This is a genomic window from Streptomyces sp. NPDC005576 (assembly GCF_042871745.1).
Lineage (GTDB): Bacteria > Actinomycetota > Actinomycetes > Streptomycetales > Streptomycetaceae > Streptomyces.
Window position 1 is genome coordinate 239,454 of record NZ_JBIAJC010000004.1, and the last position, 23,233, is coordinate 262,686.

Annotated in this window: 16 protein-coding genes; 9 read left to right on the forward strand and 7 right to left on the reverse strand. The window is 70.6% G+C overall.

Features of this window, described 5'->3' with window-relative positions; translation table 11 throughout:
• Positions 1-380: 380 nt before the first annotated feature.
• On the forward strand, positions 381-839 hold the full coding sequence (locus ACFYPN_RS09165) for a MarR family transcriptional regulator (protein ID WP_358760839.1): 459 nt from the start codon (positions 381-383) through the stop codon (positions 837-839).
• 46 nt (positions 840-885) lie between these two features.
• Here ACFYPN_RS09165 and ACFYPN_RS09170 read toward each other — a convergent pair whose 3' ends face one another.
• The 4 genes from ACFYPN_RS09170 to ACFYPN_RS09185 all read right to left on the reverse strand — a co-directional run bounded on the left by ACFYPN_RS09170 (position 886) and on the right by ACFYPN_RS09185 (position 9,705).
• On the reverse strand, positions 886-1,992 hold the full coding sequence (locus tag ACFYPN_RS09170; protein WP_358760838.1) for a Rieske 2Fe-2S domain-containing protein: 1,107 nt from the start codon (positions 1,990-1,992) through the stop codon (positions 886-888).
• Between the two features lie 465 nt (positions 1,993-2,457).
• The gene (mfd, locus tag ACFYPN_RS09175) at positions 2,458-5,988 is read right to left on the reverse strand and encodes a transcription-repair coupling factor (protein ID WP_389297464.1); all 3,531 of its coding nucleotides are present in this window, start codon (positions 5,986-5,988) and stop codon (positions 2,458-2,460) included.
• Positions 5,989-6,337: 349 nt separating this feature from the next.
• Positions 6,338-8,920, reverse strand: a complete 2,583-nt coding sequence (locus ACFYPN_RS09180; protein WP_389297466.1) for an ABC transporter permease — start codon at positions 8,918-8,920, stop codon at positions 6,338-6,340.
• Entirely contained in the window at positions 8,917-9,705 is a 789-nt protein-coding gene (locus tag ACFYPN_RS09185; protein ID WP_389297468.1) for an ABC transporter ATP-binding protein, read from the reverse strand. Before ACFYPN_RS09185 ends, ACFYPN_RS09180 begins: the two co-directional genes overlap by 4 nt.
• A 1,063-nt stretch (positions 9,706-10,768) precedes the next feature.
• Here ACFYPN_RS09185 and ACFYPN_RS09190 point away from each other — a divergent pair.
• From ACFYPN_RS09190 to ACFYPN_RS09205, 4 genes are all read left to right on the forward strand, one after another.
• Positions 10,769-11,710 carry a hypothetical protein gene (locus ACFYPN_RS09190; protein WP_358760834.1) on the forward strand — a complete coding sequence of 314 codons (942 nt, stop codon included), beginning with the start codon at positions 10,769-10,771 and terminating at the stop codon, positions 11,708-11,710.
• A 936-nt stretch (positions 11,711-12,646) separates the two neighbouring features.
• On the forward strand, positions 12,647-14,278 hold the full coding sequence (locus ACFYPN_RS09195; RefSeq protein WP_389297470.1) for an MFS transporter: 1,632 nt from the start codon (positions 12,647-12,649) through the stop codon (positions 14,276-14,278).
• A gap of 4 nt (positions 14,279-14,282) precedes the next feature.
• Complete coding sequence (locus ACFYPN_RS09200; protein ID WP_389297472.1) at positions 14,283-16,082, forward strand: DEAD/DEAH box helicase; 1,800 nt, start codon at positions 14,283-14,285, stop codon at positions 16,080-16,082.
• A 2-nt stretch (positions 16,083-16,084) separates the two neighbouring features.
• Positions 16,085-16,645 (forward strand): hypothetical protein, encoded by a 561-nt coding sequence (locus ACFYPN_RS09205; protein WP_358760831.1) that lies wholly within the window; start codon positions 16,085-16,087, stop codon positions 16,643-16,645.
• Positions 16,646-16,717: 72 nt separating this feature from the next.
• Here ACFYPN_RS09205 and ACFYPN_RS09210 read toward each other — a convergent pair whose 3' ends face one another.
• Entirely contained in the window at positions 16,718-16,870 is a 153-nt protein-coding gene (locus ACFYPN_RS09210; RefSeq protein WP_358760830.1) for a hypothetical protein, read from the reverse strand.
• 153 nt (positions 16,871-17,023) lie between these two features.
• Here ACFYPN_RS09210 and ACFYPN_RS09215 point away from each other — a divergent pair, with 153 nt between their 5' ends.
• The 4 genes from ACFYPN_RS09215 to ACFYPN_RS09230 all read left to right on the forward strand — a co-directional run bounded on the left by ACFYPN_RS09215 (position 17,024) and on the right by ACFYPN_RS09230 (position 21,267).
• A complete protein-coding gene (locus ACFYPN_RS09215) occupies positions 17,024-18,616 on the forward strand; it encodes an MFS transporter (RefSeq protein ID WP_389297474.1) in 1,593 nt (530 codons plus the stop codon).
• Between the two features lie 243 nt (positions 18,617-18,859).
• Complete coding sequence (locus tag ACFYPN_RS09220; RefSeq protein ID WP_358760829.1) at positions 18,860-19,351, forward strand: DUF485 domain-containing protein; 492 nt, start codon at positions 18,860-18,862, stop codon at positions 19,349-19,351.
• 26 nt (positions 19,352-19,377) lie between these two features.
• Positions 19,378-20,958 carry a cation acetate symporter gene (locus tag ACFYPN_RS09225; RefSeq protein WP_389297614.1) on the forward strand — a complete coding sequence of 527 codons (1,581 nt, stop codon included), beginning with the start codon at positions 19,378-19,380 and terminating at the stop codon, positions 20,956-20,958.
• 81 nt (positions 20,959-21,039) lie between these two features.
• On the forward strand, positions 21,040-21,267 hold the full coding sequence (locus ACFYPN_RS09230) for a hypothetical protein (protein WP_358760827.1): 228 nt from the start codon (positions 21,040-21,042) through the stop codon (positions 21,265-21,267).
• 91 nt (positions 21,268-21,358) lie between these two features.
• On the opposite strand, the gene ACFYPN_RS09235 is transcribed toward ACFYPN_RS09230, so the two are convergent.
• The gene (locus ACFYPN_RS09235; RefSeq protein WP_358760826.1) at positions 21,359-22,090 is read right to left on the reverse strand and encodes a hypothetical protein; all 732 of its coding nucleotides are present in this window, start codon (positions 22,088-22,090) and stop codon (positions 21,359-21,361) included.
• A gap of 172 nt (positions 22,091-22,262) precedes the next feature.
• A complete protein-coding gene (locus tag ACFYPN_RS09240) occupies positions 22,263-23,156 on the reverse strand; it encodes an SDR family NAD(P)-dependent oxidoreductase (RefSeq protein ID WP_389297477.1) in 894 nt (297 codons plus the stop codon).
• Between the last annotated feature and the right edge of the window lie 77 nt (positions 23,157-23,233).

The window sequence follows — 23,233 nt, forward strand, 5'->3', positions numbered from 1 at the left end:
CGGCGCCGGTACGGCGCCGACGGCTGGGGCGGTGATCGCTCCGGCCGGTCGTCCCGGTCGGTGCTGGTGGAGAAAAAGTAACACGCGATTAAGTCGTGCACAACTGAATAGCCAGCGATGAGGTCATGCACGATGGAGTCATGCACGATGGGATCGCTCACTTGGGCCCAGAAGTTAGGCTTGGGGCCTGTATGGGGTGGCCACGCGCAGAAGGAGCGGGGCTGGGTGCGTGTGGTCGCAAGGCGCCGGAGCGGTTTGGTGGTGGAGCTACCAGGGCTTTTCGGCAACGCCGAGCGTGCGTGCCCAGCCCCCCGACGCCGCGGGCGAACCCCCTACAGGCCCTAGTGGTCACCGGACGACGTGGATTGAGGAGAGAAACCATGGGCCAGGTCGTGGAGCCGTCCGAAGAAGAGGGCTCCCTGCTGCTGGAGGACCAGCTCTGCTTCGCCCTCTACGCGGCCTCCCGGGCGGTGACCGCCCGCTACCGGCCGCTGCTGGACGCCCTCGGCCTGACGTACCCGCAGTACCTCGTCATGCTGGCGCTCTGGGAGCGGGACGGCATGAGCGTCCGGGATCTCGGCAGCGCCCTCCAGCTGGAGTCCAGCACGCTCTCGCCCCTGCTGAAACGCCTTGAGGCCGCCGGTCTGATCCGCCGCGAACGCCGCCCCGACGACGAACGCTCCGTCGCCGTCCACCTCACCGAGGCCGGTACGGACCTGCGGAAGAAGGCCACCGGCGTCCCGGTGGCCATCGGATCGGCCATGGGCCTCTCCCCCGACGAGCACGTCACCGCCAGGCAGTTGCTCCGCCGACTGATCACCAACCTCAACGACGCGTGACCCCGGCCGGCATCTGCCGGACGCCGCCCGAGTGCTCGGGCAGCCGTCAGGCTTCGACCTCGCGCGCTGCCTGGCTCTCGCGGCCGGTGGACCACGCCGCCGGCACCGCACCGCCGTCCCCGCCCCCCGGCGGGTAGAAGCGTCGGGCCCAGCGCCGGAACGGGCCGATCGGGCCGTCGCCGTGAGCGAGGCCGGGCGGCTGGAGGTACTGCTTGTGGTTCCAGATCGGGAAGTCCGCGGCGGTGAACTCGCAGCTGGACCGGAAGACCGCCCGGTCCAGCAGCCGGGCGGCGGTCCGGCTCACCGTCCGGGCGAGCGGGGCGGGAAGCCGGGAGGGCTCGGTGAAGGCGATGCGGTTGCGCTGCCGGAACTGCATCCGGTGGGGTCCGACGGCGGTCGGCAGCACCATCGTGCACATCCGCAGCCCGAGCCGGGGCGTGTGCACGTCGGCGTGGAGGCAGCCGAGGCCGTACCCGTCCACCTCGATGTCCACGACGAAGTCACCGAGGAGCGGCGCCGACTCGTGGGCGCGCATGGAGACGTGGAAGGTCGCGTCGTCGTACACCACCGGCCCGCCCATCTCCGCCCGCTGCCAGCCGTGCAGGGTGGCGAAGTGGCCGAGGTCGACGGAGTTCTCGATGACCTCCTGGACGTTCCCGCCCAGCTCCCACGCGGCCTCGCGGGCCGGGCGGTGGCCGATCTCGTGCCACGGCGGGACGAACCAGTCGGGTTCCCGGCCGTCGTGGTGCCGCCAGACGAAGACCGCCCCGTTGACCTCGTGCACGGGCAGCCGCGTCAGCGGCGACCTCGGCGGCGGGGTGTCGTACCCCGTACGTACGCAGGTGCCGTCCGGCCCGAAGGCGAACCGGTGGAAGGGACAGACGAGTGCGTCGCCCTCGACGTGAGCCAGTCCGAGGTGCGCGCCGAGATGGGGGCAGTACGGCCGGATGGCACGTAACGCTCCCGACCGGAGCCGGTACAGCACCACGTCCTCCCCGGCGAACGGCCGGGTCAGCACGGTCCCCGGCTTCAGCTCGGACGCGAAGGCGAGTGCAGCCCACCCACTCGCGTAGGGCAGTGCGGGGACGCCCGCCACGTCGGCCGGAGTCGGTCCCTCGGTGATGGCGCGTGTGTACGGACGGGGCTGTCCCACGAATTCCCCTCCCGGGCCCGGGTGCGGCGGTCAGCTGAAGGCTGCCCACCCCGTCCCGCGATCCGCCCCGGCGACCCGAAGCCCACCCGGACGTGGCACATACACGCAGATGTTGACACCGACAGGCGGGCGGCGGTGCGGGGCGGCGGGAGAGGGGACGCCTGGAGTCTGTCCCCCGGTTGTGGACACCGTCATCCGATCTTGATCTCGTGCCGCAACCGCTGCCGCCGCGGCGCCATGGCCATGATGTCGACCTGGAACGCGCGCCCCTCCCCATCAGCGCGCCGATGTGCTTCCTGCTCCGCCGCCCACGTCTCTCCTCACGACCGTCCCGCAGTCTGGCTCGACTGTCCGACGCATGGCGACGGGCCCCCCGCGTGACGCGCGGGAGGGTGGCTCGCCACGCCCTGGCGGGCCACCCTCCCGACGGCCGACGGGGCACCGCGCCCCGGACGATCCCGCGTCCTACGATCCCAGGATCGTGGTCAGGAACTCCCCCGTCCACGCCAGCAGTTCGCGGCCCACGATCGGCTTGCCGCCGATACGGCCGGCGGTCGGGCGGGGCACCAGGATCTGGTGGGCGGTGGCCTTGATGACGGTCTTCGGGTGGAGCCGCTTGAGGCGCAGTTCCTGCGACTCGCGGAGTTCCACCGGGGCGAAACGGATGTTCGGGCCCTGGAGGACGATCTCGCCTACCCCGCAGGCGCGGGCGAGCATCCGCAGGCCGGCCACGAGGAGGAGGTTCTCGACGGGTTCGGGGAGCTTGCCGTAGCGGTCGGTGAGTTCCTCGCGGACCGCGCGGACGTCCTCCTCCGAGTTGGCGGCGGCGATGGCGCGGTACGCCTGGAGGCGGAGCCGCTCGCCGGGGGCGTAGTCGTGCGGGACGTGGGCGTCGACAGGAAGCTCGATCTTGACCTCCAGCGGCGCCTCCTCCTCGACCGTGCCGTCCATCTGCGACCGGTAATCGGCGACGGCTTCGCCGACCATGCGGATGTAGAGGTCGAAGCCGACGCCCGCGATGTGGCCGGACTGTTCGCCGCCGAGGAGGTTGCCCGCGCCGCGGATCTCCAGGTCCTTCATGGCGACGTACATGCCGGCGCCCATCTCGGTGTGCTGGGCGATGGTGGCGAGGCGCTCGTGGGCGGTCTCGGTGAGCGGCTTCTCCGGCGGGTAGAGGAAGTAGGCGTACCCGCGGTCGCGGCCCCGGCCCACGCGCCCGCGCAACTGGTGGAGTTGGGAGAGGCCGAAGTTGTCGCCGCGCTCGACGATCAGGGTGTTGGCGTTGGAGATGTCGATGCCGGACTCGACGATGGTGGTGGAGACGAGGACGTCGAACCTCTTCTCCCAGAAGTCCACCACGACCTGTTCCAGGGCCTGTTCGGACATCTGGCCGTGCGCCGTGGCGATCCGCGCCTCGGGGACGATCTCGCGCAGCCGGGCGGCGGCGCGGTCGATGGACTCGACCCGGTTGTGGATGTAGAACACCTGCCCCTCGCGCAGGAGTTCGCGGCGTACGGCGGCGCCGATCTGCTTCTCCTCGTACGGGCCGACGAAGGTCAGGACGGGGTGCCGCTCCTCGGGCGGGGTGGTGATGGTGGACATCTCGCGGATGCCGGTCACCGCCATTTCGAGGGTACGGGGGATGGGGGTGGCGGACATGGTGAGGACGTCGACGTTGGCGCGGAGCTTCTTGAGCTGCTCCTTGTGCTCGACGCCGAAGCGCTGCTCCTCGTCGACGATGACCAGGCCGAGGTCCTTGAACTGGGTCTCGGAGGAGAACAGCCGGTGGGTTCCGATGACGAGGTCGACGGCGCCGTCCTTGAGTCCGGCGAGGGTGGCCTTGGAGTCCGCCTCGGACTGGAAACGACTCAACGCCCGTACGTTGACCGGGAATTGCGAGTACCGCTCGGTGAACGTGCCGAAGTGCTGCTGCACGAGAAGAGTGGTGGGGACGAGCACGGCGACCTGCTTGCCGTCCTGGACTGCCTTGAAGGCGGCGCGTACCGCGATCTCGGTCTTGCCGTAGCCGACGTCGCCGCAGATCAGGCGGTCCATCGGGACCGTCTTCTCCATGTCCTCCTTGACCTCGGCGATCGTGGAGAGCTGGTCGGGCGTCTCCGCGTAAGGGAAGGCGTCCTCCAGTTCACGCTGCCACGGGGTGTCGGGGCCGAAAGCGTGGCCGGGGGCGGCCATGCGGGCGCTGTAGAGCCTGATCAGGTCGCCGGCGATCTCCTTGACGGCCTTCTTGGCGCGCTGCTTGGTCTTCGTCCAGTCGGCGCCGCCGAGGCGGTGCAGGGTCGGCGCCTCGCCGCCCACGTACTTGGTGACCTGTTCCAGCTGGTCGGTCGGGATGTAGAGCCGGTCGCCGGGCTGGCCGCGCTTGGCCGCGGCGTACTCGACCAGCAGGTATTCGCGGGTCGCGCCCTGGACGGTGCGCTGCACCATCTCGATGTACCGGCCGACGCCGTGCTGCTCGTGCACGATGTAGTCGCCCGCCTCCAGTGTCAGCGGGTCGATGGTCTTGCGGCGGCGGGCCGGCATCCGGCCGAGTTCCTTGGTGGCGGTGCGCTGGCCCGTGAGGTCGGTCTCGGTGAGCACCGCGAGCTTCAGCCCCGCGTCCACGAAGCCGTGGTCGATGGCGCCGCAGGAGACGTGCACGAGCGACGGGGAGATCTCCGTCAGGTCGGCGTCGAGCCGGGCCGCGATGCCCTCGCCGCCGAGCACCTCGACCGTGCGGGAGGCGAGCCCCTGGCCCTCGGTGACGTACACCGTGCGCCAGCCGTCGGCGATCCAGCCCTTGGTGTCGGCGAGCGCGCGTGCGGTGTCGCCCCGGTACGCCTCCGGGGCACGCATCCCGAGCTTGAGGGTGTCGTCGTCGAGTTCGTCGTCGGCGGCGAACGGGGAGGTGGACCACCACATCATGCCGAGCTCACGCGCCCGGTCGCGGACGTCCGCGATGGACCAGAGGGAGGCGGCGTCCACGTCGATCGGGGCCTCGCCGCCGCCCGCCGTGGCGGCCCAGGACGCCTGCAGGAACTCCTGGCTGGTGGCGACGAGGTCCGACGCGCGGGTGCGGACCCGCTCCGGGTCGCAGACCAGGGCCATCGCCCCCTTCGGCAGGACGTCGAGCAGCAGCTCCATGTCGTCCACCAGCACGGGCGCCAGCGACTCCATGCCCTCGACCGCGATGCCCTCCGCGATCTTGCCCAGCAGCTCGCCCAGCTCGGGGTGGGCCGCGGCGAGCTCCGCGGCGCGTGCGCGTACCTCGTCGGTGAGCAGCAGCTCCCGGCAGGGCGCTGCCCACAGTCCGTGTTCGGCGACCTCCAGGGAGCGCTGGTCGCCGACCTTGAAGTAGCGGATCTCCTCGACGTCGTCGCCCCAGAACTCCACCCTCAGGGGGTGCTCCTCGGTGGGCGGGAAGACGTCCAGGATGCCGCCCCGTACCGCGAACTCGCCGCGCTTCTCGACAAGTTCGACCCGGGAGTACGCGGCGGCGGCGAGCGCCTCGACGACCTCGCCGAGATCGGCGCTCTGCCCGCCCCGCAGCGCCACGGGCTCCAGGTCGCCGAGCCCCTTGACCTGCGGCTGGAGTACGGAACGTACGGGCGCCACGACCACGCTCACCGGCCCGGTCTCCGGGTCGTCGGCGCGCGGGTGCGCCAGGCGCCGCAGTACGGCGAGGCGCCGCCCCACGGTGTCCGAGCGGGGCGAGAGCCGCTCGTGCGGCAGGGTCTCCCAGGACGGGTACTCGGCGACGGAGTCCGGCGGCAGCAGGGTGCGCAGCGCGGCGGCCAGGTCCTCGGCCTCCCGTCCGGTGGCGGTGACCGCGAGGACCGTACGCCCGGTCCCCCGGGCCAGCGAGGCCACGGCGAAGGGGCGGGCGGCGGGTGGACCCACCAGGTCGACGTGCATCCGGTGACCGTCGGTGGCGGCCTTCACCGCTTCGGAGAGCGCGGGATCGCGTGCGACGAGATCCAGCAGACCGTGCAGGCTCATGGAGGGCTTCCGTCCGGGGTGGCTTCGGGCTTCCCGGCAGCCGGCTGCTGCCAGGAGCTGCGCGCGGCGCCCGGGGGGACGCAACGCGAAGGGCCCGACACGTGGAACGGGGCCGGGGTCTCCAGCCTACGACCCGCGACGGACAGTCGCGTGCGCAACGTGCGGCGTACGGCCTCCGCGGGTGTCCAGGGCACCCGGGCCTTCGGGTTTCTCGGGCACCCGGGCACCTTGGGGTTTTCGGGTCGCGGGTCCGGCCCGGCCCCCTCCGGAGGAGCGCAGGTGGTGCGACGCGGGCGCCCCGGGACGTCGAGGGAGACGTCCCGGGGCGCGGTTGCGTTCGTTACGGTGATCAGCCGTCCGTGGCGATGGCGGCGAGGACGTTCATCCGGCCGGCCCGGAAGGCCGGTACCAGGGCGGCGAACAGGCCGACGAACGCGGAGGCGACGAAGACGGTGATGATCGTCGGCCAGGGGATCTCCAGCGCGTTCAGCCCTTCCAGTGCGAGGAGTCGCTGGGCGGAGGCGCCCCAGCCCATCCCGAGGCCGAGACCGAGCAGGGCTCCGAAGAGGGCGATGACCACCGACTCCAGGCGGATCATCCGGCGCAGCTGCCGGCGGGAGAGGCCGATCGCCCTCAACAGGCCGATCTCACGGGTGCGTTCGACCACGGAGAGGGCGAGGGTGTTCACCACGCCGAGCACCGCGACGACGATGGCCAGCGCCAGCAGGCCGTAGACGATGTTCAGCAACTGGCCGACCTGGTCCTTGAGGTCCTCCTTGTAGTCGGCCTGGTTGCGGGGCTGGTAGACCGGATACGGAGCGAGCGCCTTCTTCAGCGCCGCGTAGGCCGTCTCCTCCTGGCCGTCCTTCGCCTGGGCGAACATCAGGAGGCTGTCGGGGAGTTGGTCGGCGGCGACGTGCTTGGCGGCGGTGGCTCGGCTGATGTACTTCGCCCCGCCGTCGATGCTGGTGTCGTCGGAGGTGATGGCGGCGACCTCGAGCTTCGCCGTACCGCCGGCCTTGAACGCCACGTCGAGGGTGTCGCCGACCTTGACGCCGTGCTTCTCGGCGTAGTCCCCGCCGACCGAGACGGAGTCGTCGGCGTAGGCGGCGGCGAGGTCGCCGGAGAGGACCTCCCGGTGCACGTCCTGCTGGTAAGTGGGGTCGGCGGCGACGAGGGCTTCGTCGTCCTTGCTGCCGTCGGGGGCGGTCAGGGTGGCGTTGAGGTAGGCGTAGTGGGTGACGTGTTCCAGGCCGGGGACGGCCTCGATGGCCTTGGCGGCCTGGGGCACGATCGGCTGGCCGTCGGCGGTCTGCACGATGAAGTCCGCGCCGACCGACTTGTCCAGCTCGTCGGTGACGGAGGCGACCATGGACGCGCCGACGACCGAGAGGCAGGCCACCAGGGCGAGGCCGATCATCAGGGCCGCACCGGTCGCACCGGTACGGCGCGGGTTGCGCAGGGCGTTGCGTTCGGCCATCCGGCCGACCGGGCCGAAGAACCGGAGCAGGACCGCGCTGAGCACCCGTACGACCACTCCGGCGAGGAGCGGGCCGATCACGATGAACCCGAGGAGGGTGAGGACCACGCCCACGCAGAGCAGGAACGCGCCACCGCTCGAACCGTCGGTGTGGGCCGTGCCCCAGAGGGCGGCGGCGCCCGCGCCGGTGAGGATGATGCCGAGGACGGCGCGGACGCGTCCGGCCTGGCCGTCGGCGGGGGTTCCGGCGTCGCGCAGGGCGGCCATCGGCGACACCTTCCCGGCGCGCCGGGCGGGTACGTACGCGGCGAGCACGGTGACGATGATGCCGAGCGCCAGTCCCACGACCGGCGTGGTCCAGGCGACGGTGAGGTCGTCGGTGGACAGCTCCATGCCGACGGCGCCCATCAGCTGCATGAGGCCGATGGCGAGTCCGACGCCGGCCGCGACGCCGAGGACCGAGCCGACGATCCCGAGGAGGAGGGCTTCGACCAGCACCGAGCGGTTGACCTGGCGGCGGCTGGAGCCGATGGCGCGCATCAGGCCGAGTTCACGGGTGCGCTGGGCGACCAGCATGGAGAAGGTGTTGACGATGAGGAAGATGCCGACGAGGAGGGCGATCCCGGCGAAGCCGAGCATCGCGTACTTCATCACGTTGAGGAAGGACCCCATGGAGTCCTTGCTGTCCTCGGCCGATTCGGCCTGCGTCTTCAGCGTGTAGAGGGAGGTGTCGCCGAGCGCGGTGGCGACGTTGGCCTTCAGCTCGGCGTCGCTGACGCCCGATGCGGCGGTGACGCTGATCATGCTGTACGAGTCGGGGCGGCCGAGCAGCTTCTGCTGGGCTGTCGCGGTGTCGAAGTAGGCGACGGCGGCACCGGGGTTGGTGACGGTGAACTCGGCGATGCCGGTGATCCTCGCCCGGATCTCGCCGGCCGAGGTGATGGTGCGCAGCTCGTCACCGAGCTTCAGGCCGTGCTTGTCGGCGGTACCGGAGTCGATCATCATCTCGGTGGGTCCGCGCGGTGCGTGACCCGAGCTGATCTTCATCGAACGCAGGTCGTTACGCGTCCAGTTGCCGGCGATGGTCGGGGCGCCGGTCTCCGGGCTGAGGTTCTTGTCGTGGCTGTCCACGATCGTCACCTGCATGGTGGATACCTGGCCTTCGGCGCTCTTGACGCCCTCGGCCTTCTCGACCTGCGCGAGGAGGGACGCCGGCATGGTCTCCGGCTTCCCGTAGTCCGGTACGGCGTCGGACTCCTCGGCCGACCTGAGGCCGACCGAGACGTCCGGCGCGGAGACCGCGAAGAGCTTGTCGAACGTGGTGTTCATCGTGTCGGTGAAGACGAGGGTGCCGCAGACGAAGGCCACCGACAGCAGTACGGCGACGGCCGAGAGGGCCATCCGCCCCTTGTGGGCGAGGAAGTTGCGCAGCGAGGTCTTCCAGACGGTCATGAGGTCCGTCCACGGGTGTCGAAGTTCTTCATGCGGTCGAGGACCTGGTCGGCCGTGGGGTTGCGCATCTCGTCGACGATCTTGCCGTCCGCGAGGTAGAGCACCCGGTCCGCGTAGGAGGCGGCGACCGGGTCATGGGTGACCATGACGATGGTCTGGCCGAGGTCGTTCACGGAACGGCGCAGGAAGCCCAGTACCTCGGCGCCGGCCCGGGAGTCGAGGTTTCCGGTCGGCTCGTCGCCGAAGATGATCTCGGGCCGGGCGGCCAGGGCGCGGGCGACCGCGACGCGCTGCTGCTGGCCGCCGGAGAGCTGGGTCGGCCGGTGCTTCAGCCGGTCACCGAGGCCCACCGTCTCCACGACCTGCCGGAGCCAGGCGGCGTCCGGCTTGCGGCCCGCGATGTCCATCGGCAGCGTGATGTTCTCCAGCGCGTTCAGCGTCGGCAGCAGGTTGAACGCCTGGAAGATGAACCCGATGCGGTCCCGCCGCAGTTGGGTGAGCTTCTTGTCCTTGAGGCCGGTGATCATCGTCTCGTGGAGAAAGATCTCGCCCGAGGTCACCGTGTCGAGTCCGGCCAGGCAGTGCATCAGCGTCGACTTGCCGGAGCCCGACGGGCCCATGATCGCGGTGAACTCACCGCGTGCGATGTCGACATCGACGTGGTCGAGGGCGATGACCCGTGTCTCGCCCGTGCCGTACGCCTTCACCACCCCACGTGCTCGCGCTGCCACGGCAGTCCGTTCTCCGGCGCCCCCGTGCCTGGGATTGGTCACAGCCGTCGTCACGATTTCTCTCCTCCGGGGTTGGGCGTACACCGCCCTGCGAACGCGGTGAACCCCACCCGTCCACCGTCACCGGCCGCACTCCGCGACCTGATGAACACGCTAAGGAATGACGTGCCCTGATCACGTCGTCCACGGGGAGGACCGTCCCCTTGGGCTCTGGGGGGAGATCCCCCTAGGGGTCGGTCAAAAGTGCCTCGTCCTGGAGACGGTGGGGGCAGCCCCCCGCCATCCCCCGGCTGTCCCCCCTGTGCCCCTCTGTCCCCCGGCTGTCCGGGGCGACCGGAGTGCCGGTGGCCTCCCTTCTCGTACGCCGTGGCCCTGCGGAGAAGGGAACGCCTCACCCTCGGGCTTTCACGAGGCGGGCTGTCCAAAGCATGATCGAGAAAGCGAGAAGCGCTCCTGCCCTGGAGCGACAGGGCTTCCTCGCGGAGGATGCCGCGGGCGGTGGGGAGTCGGGGTCGCCGGTGTCCCAGTCGCCCTCTCCCGCTGCGGTGATCAGGCGCCGGAGTTCGTCGATGGTGACGGCGTCGAGGCGCAGCGCCTGCCGCCGGGGCCGGACACTTCGGCCTTCTCGCTCATGTCACGACCGGTGAGCTTCGCGCGGCGGTCCATGAATGAGCTTGAGGACGATCTCGACGCCCTGGAGGTCGAGGGAATGTCCGACTTCGTCGCCGTCCTTGTCAGGCACCGCCCTCGACGGGAGAGACCGGGGTGGCTCCTACGAGATCACCTTGTGGGGCACCTCCGGAGCTTCCCCGGAGAAGTGCAGTCCTCGACATTGCCGAGAGGGTTCTTCCGACGGTCCCCGAACGGACGGTGTGACTCACCTCGATCCACCCGATGGTCCGCCCACGCGGTCCGGGCGGGTCCGCAGATTGTTCTCCACGGACCACAGCCCACCCACAAGGCCGTGATCCCGGTCACAACTCCGCAAGAACTTCACTCCACCTGCAACTATTCACGTCGAGCACACATCTGATCATCGGGCCTACAGGCCCCTTTTGATCACGCGGGCGCCGCGCGCCGCACTTCCGCGCGGGCCCCTTTTCCCTTGGAGAATCGCATGCGTTTCCGTGCCACCGTGGCCGCCGTGACCGGCGCCCTGGCCCTGTCCGCTCTCGCTGTCCCAGCCGCCCATGCTGGTGCCCACGGCGACCACGCCGACGCCATCAAGCGCATCCGGCAGCTCGCCACCGCCCAGGAGCAGACCGCCCCGGGCGCAGCCAGGAAGTCCACCCGCGCTGCCGACCCCGCCCCTTACGCGCTGGACCTGACCTTCTCCAACACCAAGGTCAACAACGGCAAGCCGATCGTGGTCGGCACGGCCCAGACCGTGCACGCCCCCGTCACCTACACCCTCACCCACAGCGCGGACATCGACGTCAACTCCCCCGACTTCGAAATCGACGCCTTCCTCTACCGCGGCGCCCCGGAAACCGGACCCGTACTCTTCGACGACGATTTCCCCCTCTGCAAGGCGAAGTCGGCCACGGTCGCCACCTGCACCACGACGATCGACATCTACCCGGGCGAAGACTACGAGGAGCTCCAGAACTCCGACGCCACCGTCTGGAAGGTCTACGCCTTCGCCGTCGACTACAACGGCCAGGACCCGATGGACCCGGACCTCGACGTCACGAAGATCGGTCTTGCCGACAAGTTCGACCTGGCCACGACCCGCCTCCAGCGCTACTCCAAGCTGACGGTCAACGCCTCTCCCGAGCCGGTCAAGAAGGGCAAGACCATCACCGTCAGCGGCAAGCTCAGCCGCGCCAACTGGGAGACCCACACCTACAAGGGCTACACCCAGCAGCCCGTGAAACTCCAGTTCCGCAAGAAGAACTCCACCACCTACACCACCGTCAAGACCGTCACGTCCGACTCCACGGGAAACCTCAAGACCACCGTGAAGGCGTCCGTCGACGGCTACTGGCGGTACTCCTTCGCCGGCACCGTCTCCACCCCCGCTGCCAAGACCGCCGGGGACTACCTCGACGTGAAGTAACACCGCGCAGGCCCTTCGAACCAAGCGGGGGGCCTGCACCGCCCTCGGGCCATCAGGACGGAAGCGCGAGCCGGGAAATCACTTACGCGCACAAAGACCTAGTGCCGCGCCACGTCGGGCACTGCCCGGCTCCGTCCGGCCCGGCCTGTGCTCCGCCGTCGGGCCCTGGGTTCTACTGCCGGCTCCGAAGGTGCGATACGCGCGGCGATCGACCTCGGCGGGGACACGGACACCGTCGCCGCGGGGCAAGACCTCGCAGGGGCGTACTACCGGCTGGGGCCAATCCTCGCCCACTGGACCCAGCCGTTCCACGTCCCCCACGACGGACGGGTGCTGCAACTGGCAGATGTGCTCCACCGGGCGGCTCGAATCCCGTGAGGACACCGGGAGTACGCCGGGAGTACGCCGGGAGTACGCCGGACGCATGATCGCTGCATTCGCTCCACCGTTGACTTCACCGGCCCGCCGCCCTGCCTTTCCTGACGAGTTCACCGCATTCCCTTCCCCTCACCCGGGTGCATTCGGCACCTCTTGGGAGATGCACGGAAAAGAAGAAGGAAATCCGGCCGCGAGCCTTTCTCCGGGCCGCCCACCTCCGGGCCACCCGCTCCCGGGCCGCCCGCTCCCGGGTCGACCACCCCGATGCGCCCGGTACGGCGTGCGGGCGACCCGGAGGCATGACGGAAGGCGGGCACGGAATTCTCGCAAGGTCAAACATGGGCCGCGCAATTGACAGAGCACCCCTGGGCATGCCCCCGAGAGTGCACCGATTCGCCATTCCCGTCACCCCCAACATTTGACAGAATGCCGGTCGGCATGCCCCAGGAAGCACCGGAAAATCACCGAACAACAAAAGCCGACAGAGGAATTGACACGGGCCGGGGGGTTGCTTACGGTCCGCTGGTCAGGTTTTCCGGACCGCGTCCAAAGGCATTCATGACGACATCCACGTTGCCGAAGTCCAGGCAGCAGTTGATCCTTGCCGTTCTCATGGTGTGTTCCCTGCTGATCTGGCTGGACAACACCGTCCTGAGCACCACCCTGGAGACTCTCGCGGACCCGGTCCGCGGGCTCAACGCCGACCCGGCCGAGCTGCAGTGGGCCACCGGGTCGTACACACTCGCCTTCGCCACCTTGATGTTCACCGCGGGCGCGCTGGGCGACCGCTTCGGTCATCGGACCGTGCTCACGACGGGCCTGGTGGTCTTCGCAGCGTCCTCGGTGTGGGCGGCGTTCGCGGGTGACTCGGGGCAACTGATCGCCGCCCGGGCCGCGATGGGCGTAGGCAGCGCGCTGATCATGCCCGGCAACATGGCCATCCTCATGTGGACGTTCACCGGTCCGGCGCGGTCGACGGCGGTCGCCGTCTCCTCGACCTCGGCCGGCGTCGGCATGGCGGTGGGCCCGGTGCTCGCCGGTGTACTGCTCGACCACTTCTGGTGGGGCTCGGTCTTCCTGGTCAACGTCCCGGTCGTGGTCCTCGCGCTGATCGGTATCGTCCTGCTGGTCCCGGACTTCCGCAGCCCCGTCGTGCGACCGCTGGACCCGGTCGGCATGCTGCTGTCGATCAGCGGTCTCGCGGCGCTCGCCTACGGGCTGATCCGCACGGGGCAGGTGGCGACCTGGGGGCGTGCGGACGTCCTCGCGCCGATCGTCGTCGGGCTGATCCTGCTGGCCGCCTTCGTCCACGTCGAACTGCGCAGCAGGATGCCGAGCTTCGACCCCCGGCTCCTCGCCCAGCGCGCGTTCGGTGGCGGCAACGCCGCCCTCGGGCTGCTGCTGTTCGCCATTTCCGCCGTCACCTTCTACCACGCGTTCTACCTCCAGGGCGCCCGCGGCTACTCGCCGGTCGAGGCGGGACTGGCCGGGCTCCCGACCGCGCTCGGCGCGATCCTGGGGGCACCCGTGGGCGCCCGCCTGGTGCGCCGCTGGTCACTGCGGCTCGTCGCCGTACCGGCCCTCACCGTCGCTGCGCTGACCATGGGCGCGTACGGGCTCTTCGGGGTGAGCACTCCCCTCGTACGGATCGAAATCCTGCTGCTGGTGCAGGGCTTGTCCATCGGCATGGTGCTCGGCCCGGTGACCGCCGCGCTGATCAGCACCCTGCCGTTGGACCGCGCCGGAGCCGGCTCGGCCGTCACCAACACGGTGCGTCAGACCAGCAGCGTGATCGGGATCGCCGTCGGCGGCACCATCATGTCGATCGTGTACCGGCGCGCGATCGAACCCTCGCTGCATGGAGTCCCCGGGCCGTTGAGGGACCAGGCACGGGTCTCCGCCGAACAGGCCCGCCATGTCGCCACCTCGTCCCACCTGCCCGCGCTCGGGGACGCCGCCGATGACGCGTTCGTCCACGCCATGCACGTCGGTGCGGTCTGGATCATGCTGATCGCGCTCTTCGGCGCGGCTGTACTGCTGCTGGCCCTGCAAGCGGTCCGCAAGCCCGCGGCTGCCGGGAGCGAGCCGGAGGCCGCGCGGGAGGACGGCCCGGCCACGGACGAGGCGGCCTTGGGGACCGGGGGCCGTGTCGGGCCGGTCCGCGAGGGTGACGATGCGGGGGTCCGCTGACGCCATGGGAACCAGGCAGAAGCTCACCGGCACGCGTTCGGAGACTCAGGCCACCTACCTGCCCGACCGGCACGTCTTCGCCCTGTGGACCTGGGCCGACGGCGCGGTGGGGGCTCCTCCGCCGGTCGGCGCCGTCGAGACCGTTCCCCTGGTCGTGCCGACGGCGGACCTCGGCGGGCTGAAGGTGTCCGACGTCGACTGCGTGCTGATCGAGCCGGACCGGCTCGTGACCGTGCCCCTCGACTCGCCCGGCCGGTCGGTGGAGGTCTGGCGGTCGTGGAGCGCGGGCGGCGGGCCCGCGCTGCCGATCGCCGCGCACGCGGTCCCCGACGCCACCGGTGTCGCCGTGACGACGGCGGAGCACGCGGGCGGCGTCTTCCGCCGCACCACCTCGGTGGGGGCCGGGATGCGCACGGCGCTCACCGCCGAGCTGCGGCCCTACCAGGTACGCGGGGTGAGCTGGTTGCGCGACACCGTCGAGACGCACGGCGGCGCGGTGCTGGCCGACGAGATGGGACTCGGCAAGACCTTGCAGACCATCGGCTGCCTCGCCGGACGCGTCCAGAAGGCACCCCAACTGGTGGTCTGCCCGACCTCGTTGGTGGGTAACTGGGCGCACGAGATCGCACGGTTCGCACCCGGAGTGCGGACCGCGATCTGGCGCGGCGGGCCGCTGCCCGAGGTGGACAGCGGCACGGTGGTGCTCACCGGCTACCCCACGCTGCGCACGCACGGCCCGGCTCTGGCGGGAATCCGGTGGAGCACCGCGGTCTTCGACGAGGCGCAGGTCCTGAAGAACCCCCGTACGCAGGTGTCGAAGGCCGCGCGCACCCTCGCGGCAGATGCGCGGATCGCCCTGACCGGAACGCCCGTCGAGAATCACCTCGACGAGCTGTGGGCCCTGCTCAATCTGGTCGCACCGCACCTGTTCGCGAACCGGACGCACTTCCGCCGTCGCTTCGTGCGGCCGGTCACGGACGGCTCTCCGGCCGCTTCCGCCCGGTTGCGCGGGGCCATCGAGCCGGTCGTGCTGGTGCGGAAGAAGTCCCAGGTCGCGGGGTCACTCCCACCCAAGATCCATGCCGATCTCCTCTGCGACCTCAGCGAGGAGCAGGAGCAGTTGTACGACCGGCTGCTGGAACAGGTCGTCGACGACGGCTTCGGCAGCGGCGCCCAGCGGCAGACCAAGGTGCTCGCGGTCCTGACGTCGCTCAAACAGGTCTGCAACCACCCGGGCCTGATCACGGACGACCTCGGGGAGCTGTCCGGCAGGTCGGGCAAGCTCGACCTGTGCGCCGACATCGTGGCCAACAACCTGGAGAGCGGCTCCCCGACCCTCGTCTTCACCCAGTACCGTCGAACCGGTGAGCTGCTGGTCCGGCACTTCGCCGAACAGTTCGGGGAGAGCGCGCCGTTCTTCCACGGCGGCCTGAACCACGAGCAGCGGGCCGACATCGTCCGCCGGTTCCAGTTGGCCGGTGGTCCGAGGGTCCTCGTCCTCAGCCTGAAAGCAGCGGGCACCGGGCTCACCCTCACGCGCGCGGCCGACGTCATCCACTTCGACCGGTGGTGGAACCCGGCCGTGGAGGCCCAGGCGTCCGACCGGGTCCACCGGATCGGTCAGACCCGCACGGTCACCGTCACCACCCTGACCACCGGTACCACGGTCGAGGAGCACATCGCGGCCATGCACCACCGCAAGTCCGCGCTCTCGGACCTCGCCGACACGTCCGGCGTTGCCGAGCTGACCCGGCTGGACGACGACCGTCTCATCGAGGTGCTGCGCCGGAAGCGGGTCGACTGACCATGGCCGAACACGATTACGGATACACGGCTTGGGGCAAGGACTGGGTCCGGTTCGCCGAGTCGTTGCGCCAGACCCGTCCCGATCCGCAGCTGCCGAGCGCACGCCGCGCGGTACGCGACGGGAAGGTCCGGATCACGTTCGACGAGCGGACCGTACGTGCCGTCGTGGACCGGGGTCGCAGCACCTCGACGGTCACGATCGAGGTCGCGCCGATGCCCCCCGGGGCGACGGCCGAGATCTCCCGGCGGCTGAGCGGCATCCAGCCCCTGCTCACCGACGACCTGTACCGCGCGATCGTCGCTGCGGGCCATCCGCCCGCGCCGGCCCTCGACAGCGTCGACTGCTCCTGCCCGGCCCCCGGCCCCCGGTGCGTCCACGAGCTGTCCGTCTACTACGACATGGCGCGGCGCATCGACGACGACCCCCGCATCGCGCTCGACGTACAGGGCTTCTTCCGCGCGTCGACCGGCGGCGGCCGGACACCCGCCGAAGCGACGGCGCAACGGTGGATCGCGCTCAACTCCCTCGATCCGGGAACCTACTTCACGGGGGCCGACTGACCCGGCGGTCGGCCCCGAGCAGGAGCGGGCGCCCGGACTCCCCCCGTGGACGGGACCGGAGAGGCGGGTGCCTCACCGCGTCGGTCCCAGCAGGCGGCCGGCCGTCTCCTCCAGCAGCGCCGTGGCGGCGCCGGTGTCGTGTCCGAGGACGAGTGCCTGGTGCGGCAGCGCCGCGAGGTGGTCCATGAGTTCGGTGGACGGGCCGGTCGGCGCGGGAGTGGGCAAGGCCGAATGTCGGCGTCGCTGGCGGCTGAGAGCTTTCCGCCACCGCGCGGCCGGTGCGCCCGCGCACGCCCTGCCCTGCCCTGCCCCTTAGGCCTGTATCGGACCGAATGAGACAGTGGTCCCGGCAGACACGTGCAGGGGGAAGGAACGTCTGTGGGCGTCACCAGCAGTGCGGACGGCGGTACCGGCGCGGACCGCGCCCCCGGCGCTGCCCCGGAGTCGACGCCGCCGCCGGCTCCCCCCGTGCCACGGTCGGTCGTCGCGGCGCTGATGGTGGCGATGGCGCTGGCTGCCGTGGACGGCACGATCGTCTCCACGGCGGTGCCGCAGATCGTCGGTGACCTCGGCGGTTTCACCGTGTTCTCGTGGCTCTTCTCGGGCTACCTGCTGGCGGTGACCGTCACCCTCCCGGTGTACGGGAAGCTCTCCGACACCTTCGGACGCAAGCCCGTGCTGGTGGCCGGAACCATTCTGTTCGTGGTGGGTTCGCTGCTCTGCGCCTCGGCGTGGAGCATGACGGCGCTGATCGCCTTCCGCGTCGTCCAGGGGCTGGGCGGCGGGGCGCTCCAGGGCACGGTGCAGACCATCGCCGCCGACCTCTTTCCGCTCAAGGAGCGCCCGAAGATCCAGGCCAAGCTCTCCACGGTCTGGGCGACCTCGTCCGTGGCGGGGCCCGCGATCGGCGGGTTGCTCGCCACGTACGCGGACTGGCGTTGGATCTTCCTGGTGAACCTGCCGGTCGGCGGGCTCGCCCTCTGGCTGGTCGTACGCCATTTCCACGAGCCGTCCCGCCCGCGCCCCGCCGTGCCGCCCCGGATCGACTGGGCGGGAGCGCTCGGCGTCTTCGCCTCCACCGCGCTGCTCCTGACCGCTCTCGTACAGGGCGGGGTCGCCTGGGACTGGTTCTCGGCCCCGTCGCTGGCCCTGTCCGGGGCGAGCGTGGCCCTCGCCGCGCTCACGGTCCTGGTGGAGCGGCGGGCGGCCGACCCGATCGTGCCGGGGTGGGTGTGGCGGCGGCGCCCGATCGCGGCGGTCAACCTGGCGTTGGGCGCGATGGGGCTGCTGATGGTGGCGCCGACCGTCTTCCTGCCGACGTACGCGCAGTCCGTCCTCGGGCTCGGCGCGATACCCGCCGGTTTCGTGCTCTCGGTGATGACGCTGAGCTGGCCGGTGGCGGCGGCCCTGTCGAACCGGGTGTACGGCCGCATCGGTTTCCGTTTCACGGCGATGATCGGCATGGGGTGCGCACTGCTCATCCTGCTCGCGTTCCCGGCGCTCCCCTATCCGGGGGAGGTGTGGCAGCCGGTGCTGATCATGCTGCTGCTCGGCGCGGCGCTGGGGCTGTTCCAACTCCCCCTCATCGTGGGCGTCCAGTCGACGGTGGGCTGGGCCGAGCGTGGTACGACGACGGCGTCCGTCCTCTTCTGCCGCCAGCTCGGCCAGTCGCTGGGCGCCGCCCTCTTCGGGGCCGTCGCCAACGCGACGCTGGCGGCCCGGCTCGACGGCGTCCCGGGACTGCCCGGAGACCTGGACTCCGTGTCGCACGCGCTGGAGGACCCGGGCGCGCTGACGGCAGGCGCGGCCGACACCCTGCGGCGCGCGGTGGACGCGGCGGTCGACCATGTGTACCTGGGCGCGGCAGCGGCTGCGGCCCTGGCGCTGCTCGTCCTCCTCGTGGTGGCCCCGAAGCGTTTCCCGGTCGCGGCCGAGGAGCCGGCCGGCGCCACGGGGACGACCGAGCGCTGACGGCCCCCTGCCGTGTCGGCCGCACAGCCGTTTCAGCCGTTTCAGCCGTTTCAGCCGCGGGCCGTTCCCTTCGTCCCGCCGTCTGTCCAGAGGCAGCAACTGGCCGATTTACGACCACAGTTCGGCCATTCTTGGCCACCCGTTGGCTACTCATGAGTAACGTCGCCACGATGCCACCACCAGTTCCGTTCGCGTGCCTTGCAGTCCCCCTCGTACCGGCTCATGCAAGGAGCAGCACAGCCCATGTCTCACGCGTACCACGAGCCTCGCGATCCCCATGAGCCCTACGAACTTCCGCCGCCGCCACCGCCGTTCGAGCGCGACTATCTGCTGCCCTGGCAGAGTTCCCCGCCCCCGACGCCTCCGGTGCCGCGCTTCCCCGGTCTCGCGGGTACCCGCTCGCAGGCTCCGGGCCGCCACCGGGACCTGCGGCGACTGCGCACCTCGTACCGGGTACTGCGCCGGGTCTCCACGCTCGCGGCGCTGGGCTACTTCGTGGCGTTCCTCGCGCTCACCTCGTACGCCCCCGGGCTGATGGCCCGGGACGTCGGCGTCGGCGGACTGAACCTCGGAATGCTGCTCGCGCTCGCCCAACTGCCCGTCGCGCTGTTCACCCTGGTGCTCTACGAGCGGACCGCGCGGCGCACCGTGGATCCCCTCGCCGCCGAGCTTCGCCGGCGCGCCCGGCGCACCGATACCGTCGTCCGGCCCAGCAGTTGGGGGACGGACAGGTGACCGGATTCGACGAGTCGGCGCAGGCGATGTCCCTCGTGGTGTTCATCGCCGTGGCCACGATCGTCCTGCTGCTCTGCGTCCTGGCCGGTCCCGACCGGGACAACCTGGAGGAGTTCTACACCGGGTACAGCAACCTCGCCCCCCTCCGCAACGGCCTTGCCATCGCCGGGGATTACCTCTCCGCGGCCACCGTACTCAGCACCACCGGCGTCATCGCGCTCACCGGGCACGACGGGCTGGTCCTCGTGGTGAGTACGGTCCTCTCGCTCGTGCTGCTGATGTTTCTGCTGGCCGAACCCCTGCGCAACGCGGGGCGGTTCACCCTGGGGGACGTACTGGGCCGCCGCTCCCCCGGGCGTGCCGTGCGCATCACCGCCTGCACGGTCACGCTCGTCGCTCTCGTACCGTTCATGGCGGTCCAACTGGCGGGCAGCGGAAACCTCCTGGCCTTCATCCTCGGCTTCGACAGCTCCGGTTTCCGCACCGGTGCCATCGCCGCGGTCGGCACCGTGATGATCAGCTACGCGGCGATCGGCGGGATGCGCTCCACCGCCCTGATCCAGATCATGAAGACGGTGACGCTCCTCGGGGCGGGACTGCTCATCTCCGTGCTGATCCTGGACCGTTTCCACTGGGACACCGGCGCTCTGCTCGCCGCCGCGGCTCGGCGCAGCGGGGCCGGGGACGCATACCTGAGGGCGGGGCTCCAGTACGGCGGCAACGACCTCGACATGATCAGCTCGGAGCTGACCGTGGTGCTCGGCGCCGCCTGCCTGCCGCACATCATCATGCGGATGTCCGCCGTCAACAGCGCGCGTGCGGTGCGCCGTTCGCTCTCCTGGGCGGTGTCGGCGGTCGTCCTCGTCTGCGTGTTCCTCACCGTGATCGGTTTCGGTGCCGCCGCCCTCGTCGGCCACAGCGCCGTCTCGGCGGGCGGCAGTCAGGGCAGCAGCGCGATTCTCCAGGTGAGCAGCGTGGTGGCGGGTGGAGGGCGCACCGGGGCGCTGATCGCCACGACCATGACCACGGCGATCTTCCTGACCCTGCTCGCCTCGGTCGCCGGGATGACCCTCGCCTGCGCGAACTCCCTGGCCCACGACCTCTTCGCGCACGGTCTGGCGCGCATGGACCGGCCGACTCCCGCCCCGCGTACCGAGATCATGACCGCCCAGGGGGCGGCGATCGGTGTCGGCGTCCTCGCGACGGTGCTCGCGGTCGTCGCCCGGCACTGGAACGTGCAGGCGCTGGCGGTCTTCTCGTTCTGCGTGGGCGCCTCGGCGCTGGCTCCGGCGCTCGTCTACAGCCTGTTCTGGCGCCGCTTCACCCGTGCCGGTCTCCTCTGCACCCTGATCGTGGGCACCACGGGGGTGGTGGTGCTGATGTCAGGGACCAACCTGATCTCCGGGACGCCGGGGGCGGTCTTCCCGGACGTGGACGCGAACTGGTTCCCGTACACCACGACCGGTCTGGTCTCCATCCCCGTCGGCTTCCTCGCGGGCTGGCTGGGTACGGTCCTCGGGCGCCGGCCCGCCGCCGAGGAACGCCGCCGTTACGAGCAGGTCGAGCCGTGGATCCTGGCGGGTGCGCCGCCCGCGACGCGGCAGTAGGTCCGATTGGTTCCGCAGGTCGCGGGTACCCGCAACTCCCGTACCGGAGACGGTAGAAGCGGATGTCGAGAGGTGAGTCGAGTGGCCCGGTTCTTCGAGAGTTCGTACGGCTCACCCCAGGCGATCCGCCGAAACGCCATCACCGTGGTCGCGGCATCGGTCTTCTGCTACGTCCTGGCCGCGTTCCTGGTCGTGAAGGGCGGGTGGGACGCCGCGTACCCCGTTCTCCTGGTCACGGGGCTGGCCGATGCGCTCTGCATCGGGGTCTGGCTCGCGTTCCGCGGCCGTCGGCGGCGCGGGGTGGAGTGACTCGTCCCCCCGGCCTCGCGGAGCGCGAAGGCAGTCGCACGGTGACGGGGAGTCGGCAGCCGGATTCTGGGACTGCCGGCTCCCGGCGGCGTCAGCCCAGCGGATCCTGGTCCGTGGGCGGCGTACCGAGCAAGGGCGAGGACCACGTGGCCGGGGGCGGCCCGAAGGCGCGACGCCCGGCGCGCACCGCCAGAGCGGCGAGGCCGGCGTTGGCGCCCCCACCGATCACGGCGCCTATGCCGAAGGGCGCCACCCGGCCGAGGACGATGATTCCCTGCTTGGTCCCGTACTTCGTGATGAAGTGCCTGCCGAGGACTTTGTTGATCTGCCGCAAGGTCTCGACCGGCACCTTGGCGACGACCTGGCGCCCCCAGTGCTGCCCCGTCCGTTCGGCGATCTTGCTGATGGTGGCGGTACCGCTTCCTCCGAGCATGATCCCCAGCACAATCGTCCGACGCCGCTCGACCTCGTCGATGGGCACTCCGTGAACTTCGGCGATCGAGAGCGCGAAGAGGGCACTCATCTCAAGAGAGGAAAGCGTCTCGCCCGCCGAGAGCGCCAGCGCGACTCCCGTACCGACGCCGGGTGCGGCTGCGGCACCGCCGACGGCGGCTCCCGTACCGGCCAGCGCACTGACGTACATCCGCTCCAGGCTGCGGATCACCTGCTCCGGCGTCGCGTCCGGGTTCCGCTGGCGGGCCCGGGCGATGTTCTTGCGCACCAGCGGGTTCTGGGCCTCGATGGCCTTGTTCAGAACATCGAGAACTCGCTGCCCACGTATGGCCGCCGGCTGATCCGATGCGTCGTGGGCATCCGTCGTCATGTCTCTTGCTCCTGGTGTCGCCGTTCCCCAACTGGTCCTTCCACTGAACCAGTTGGACCGGGAAAACGTCGGACGAACGAGGAAGACCGCGACGGAAAGCGACAATAGGAGCGGTCCCGTCCGGAAAGCTGGCTCACAGGACACCCCCACCGACACCGCCCGGACCCCGGCGTCAGACGGGAAACGCGACGCCGGTCAGCTCCTCGGAGACGGCCCAGAGGCGGCGCTGCACCTCGACGTCGTAGGACGCCGGACTGGAGGTGACCAGGCGGGGGTGCCCCTTGATCTCGTTGCGGCCCCCGGGGCCGTAGTACTGCCCGCCCAGGACGGCGGGGTCGGTGGCGGCCCGCAGGGTGGGCAGCGCTCCCATCGACGACTTCTGGGTGATCACCGGCGCGAGCCAGGTCAGCGGCGCGCGGACGATCGCCGGGGAGTTGCGGGCGAGCTCGGTGTTGGACATGCCGGGATGCGCGGCCACCGCGACGGTGCTGCCGTGGGCCGCGAGCCTCCGCTGCAACTCGTAGGTGAACATCAGGTTGGCGAGCTTGGACTGCCCGTAGGCGCCGACCCGGCTGTACGACCGCTCCCACTGCAGGTCGTCGAAGTGGATCGCGGCCCGGATGCGGTGGCCGGTGCTGCTCACCGTCACCACCCGGGAGCCCGGCACCGGCAGGAGCAGGTCCAGCAGCAGTCCGGTGAGGGCGAAGTGCCCCAGATGGTTGGTGCCGAACTGCAGCTCGAAGCCGTCCGGGGTGGTCAGCTTCGGCGTGTACATCACCCCCGCGTTGTTGATCAGCAGGTCGATCCGCCGGTGACGGTCGCGCAACTCGGCCGCCGCGGCACGCACGGAGTCCAATGACGTCAGGTCCAAGGCCAGCACGGTGACGTCGCCGGTCATCCGCGCGGCGGCCCGTTTGCCCTTCTCGGCGTCGCGCACCGCCAGCACCACCGACGCGCCGCGCTCCGCGAGCACCCGGGCCGTCTCGAAGCCTAGGCCGGTGTTGGCGCCGGTCACCACGGCCACCCGTCCCCGCTGATCGGCAACATCCCGCTCGGTCCACTTCATGGGCTTCTCCTTATGTACTGCCGGTACGTTATGTTCGAGACGCTAAGGGACCGTCGGTACATTGTCAAGGGACTGGC

What these genes read in the sequence shown, in the direction of transcription:
- ACFYPN_RS09195 (WP_389297470.1), top strand. Translation starts at nt 12,647, where the DNA reads ATGACGACATCCACGTTGCCGAAGTCCAGGCAGCAGTTGATCCTTGCC.
- ACFYPN_RS09190 (WP_358760834.1), top strand. Translation starts at nt 10,769, where the DNA reads ATGCGTTTCCGTGCCACCGTGGCCGCCGTGACCGGCGCCCTGGCCCTG.
- mfd (WP_389297464.1), bottom strand. Translation starts at nt 5,988, where the DNA reads ATGAGCCTGCACGGTCTGCTGGATCTCGTCGCACGCGATCCCGCGCTC.
- ACFYPN_RS09240 (WP_389297477.1), bottom strand. Translation starts at nt 23,156, where the DNA reads ATGAAGTGGACCGAGCGGGATGTTGCCGATCAGCGGGGACGGGTGGCC.
- ACFYPN_RS09235 (WP_358760826.1), bottom strand. Translation starts at nt 22,090, where the DNA reads ATGACGACGGATGCCCACGACGCATCGGATCAGCCGGCGGCCATACGT.
- ACFYPN_RS09220 (WP_358760829.1), top strand. Translation starts at nt 18,860, where the DNA reads ATGTCTCACGCGTACCACGAGCCTCGCGATCCCCATGAGCCCTACGAA.
- ACFYPN_RS09205 (WP_358760831.1), top strand. Translation starts at nt 16,085, where the DNA reads ATGGCCGAACACGATTACGGATACACGGCTTGGGGCAAGGACTGGGTC.
- ACFYPN_RS09200 (WP_389297472.1), top strand. Translation starts at nt 14,283, where the DNA reads ATGGGAACCAGGCAGAAGCTCACCGGCACGCGTTCGGAGACTCAGGCC.
- ACFYPN_RS09165 (WP_358760839.1), top strand. Translation starts at nt 381, where the DNA reads ATGGGCCAGGTCGTGGAGCCGTCCGAAGAAGAGGGCTCCCTGCTGCTG.
- ACFYPN_RS09225 (WP_389297614.1), top strand. Translation starts at nt 19,378, where the DNA reads ATGTCCCTCGTGGTGTTCATCGCCGTGGCCACGATCGTCCTGCTGCTC.
- ACFYPN_RS09180 (WP_389297466.1), bottom strand. Translation starts at nt 8,920, where the DNA reads ATGACCGTCTGGAAGACCTCGCTGCGCAACTTCCTCGCCCACAAGGGG.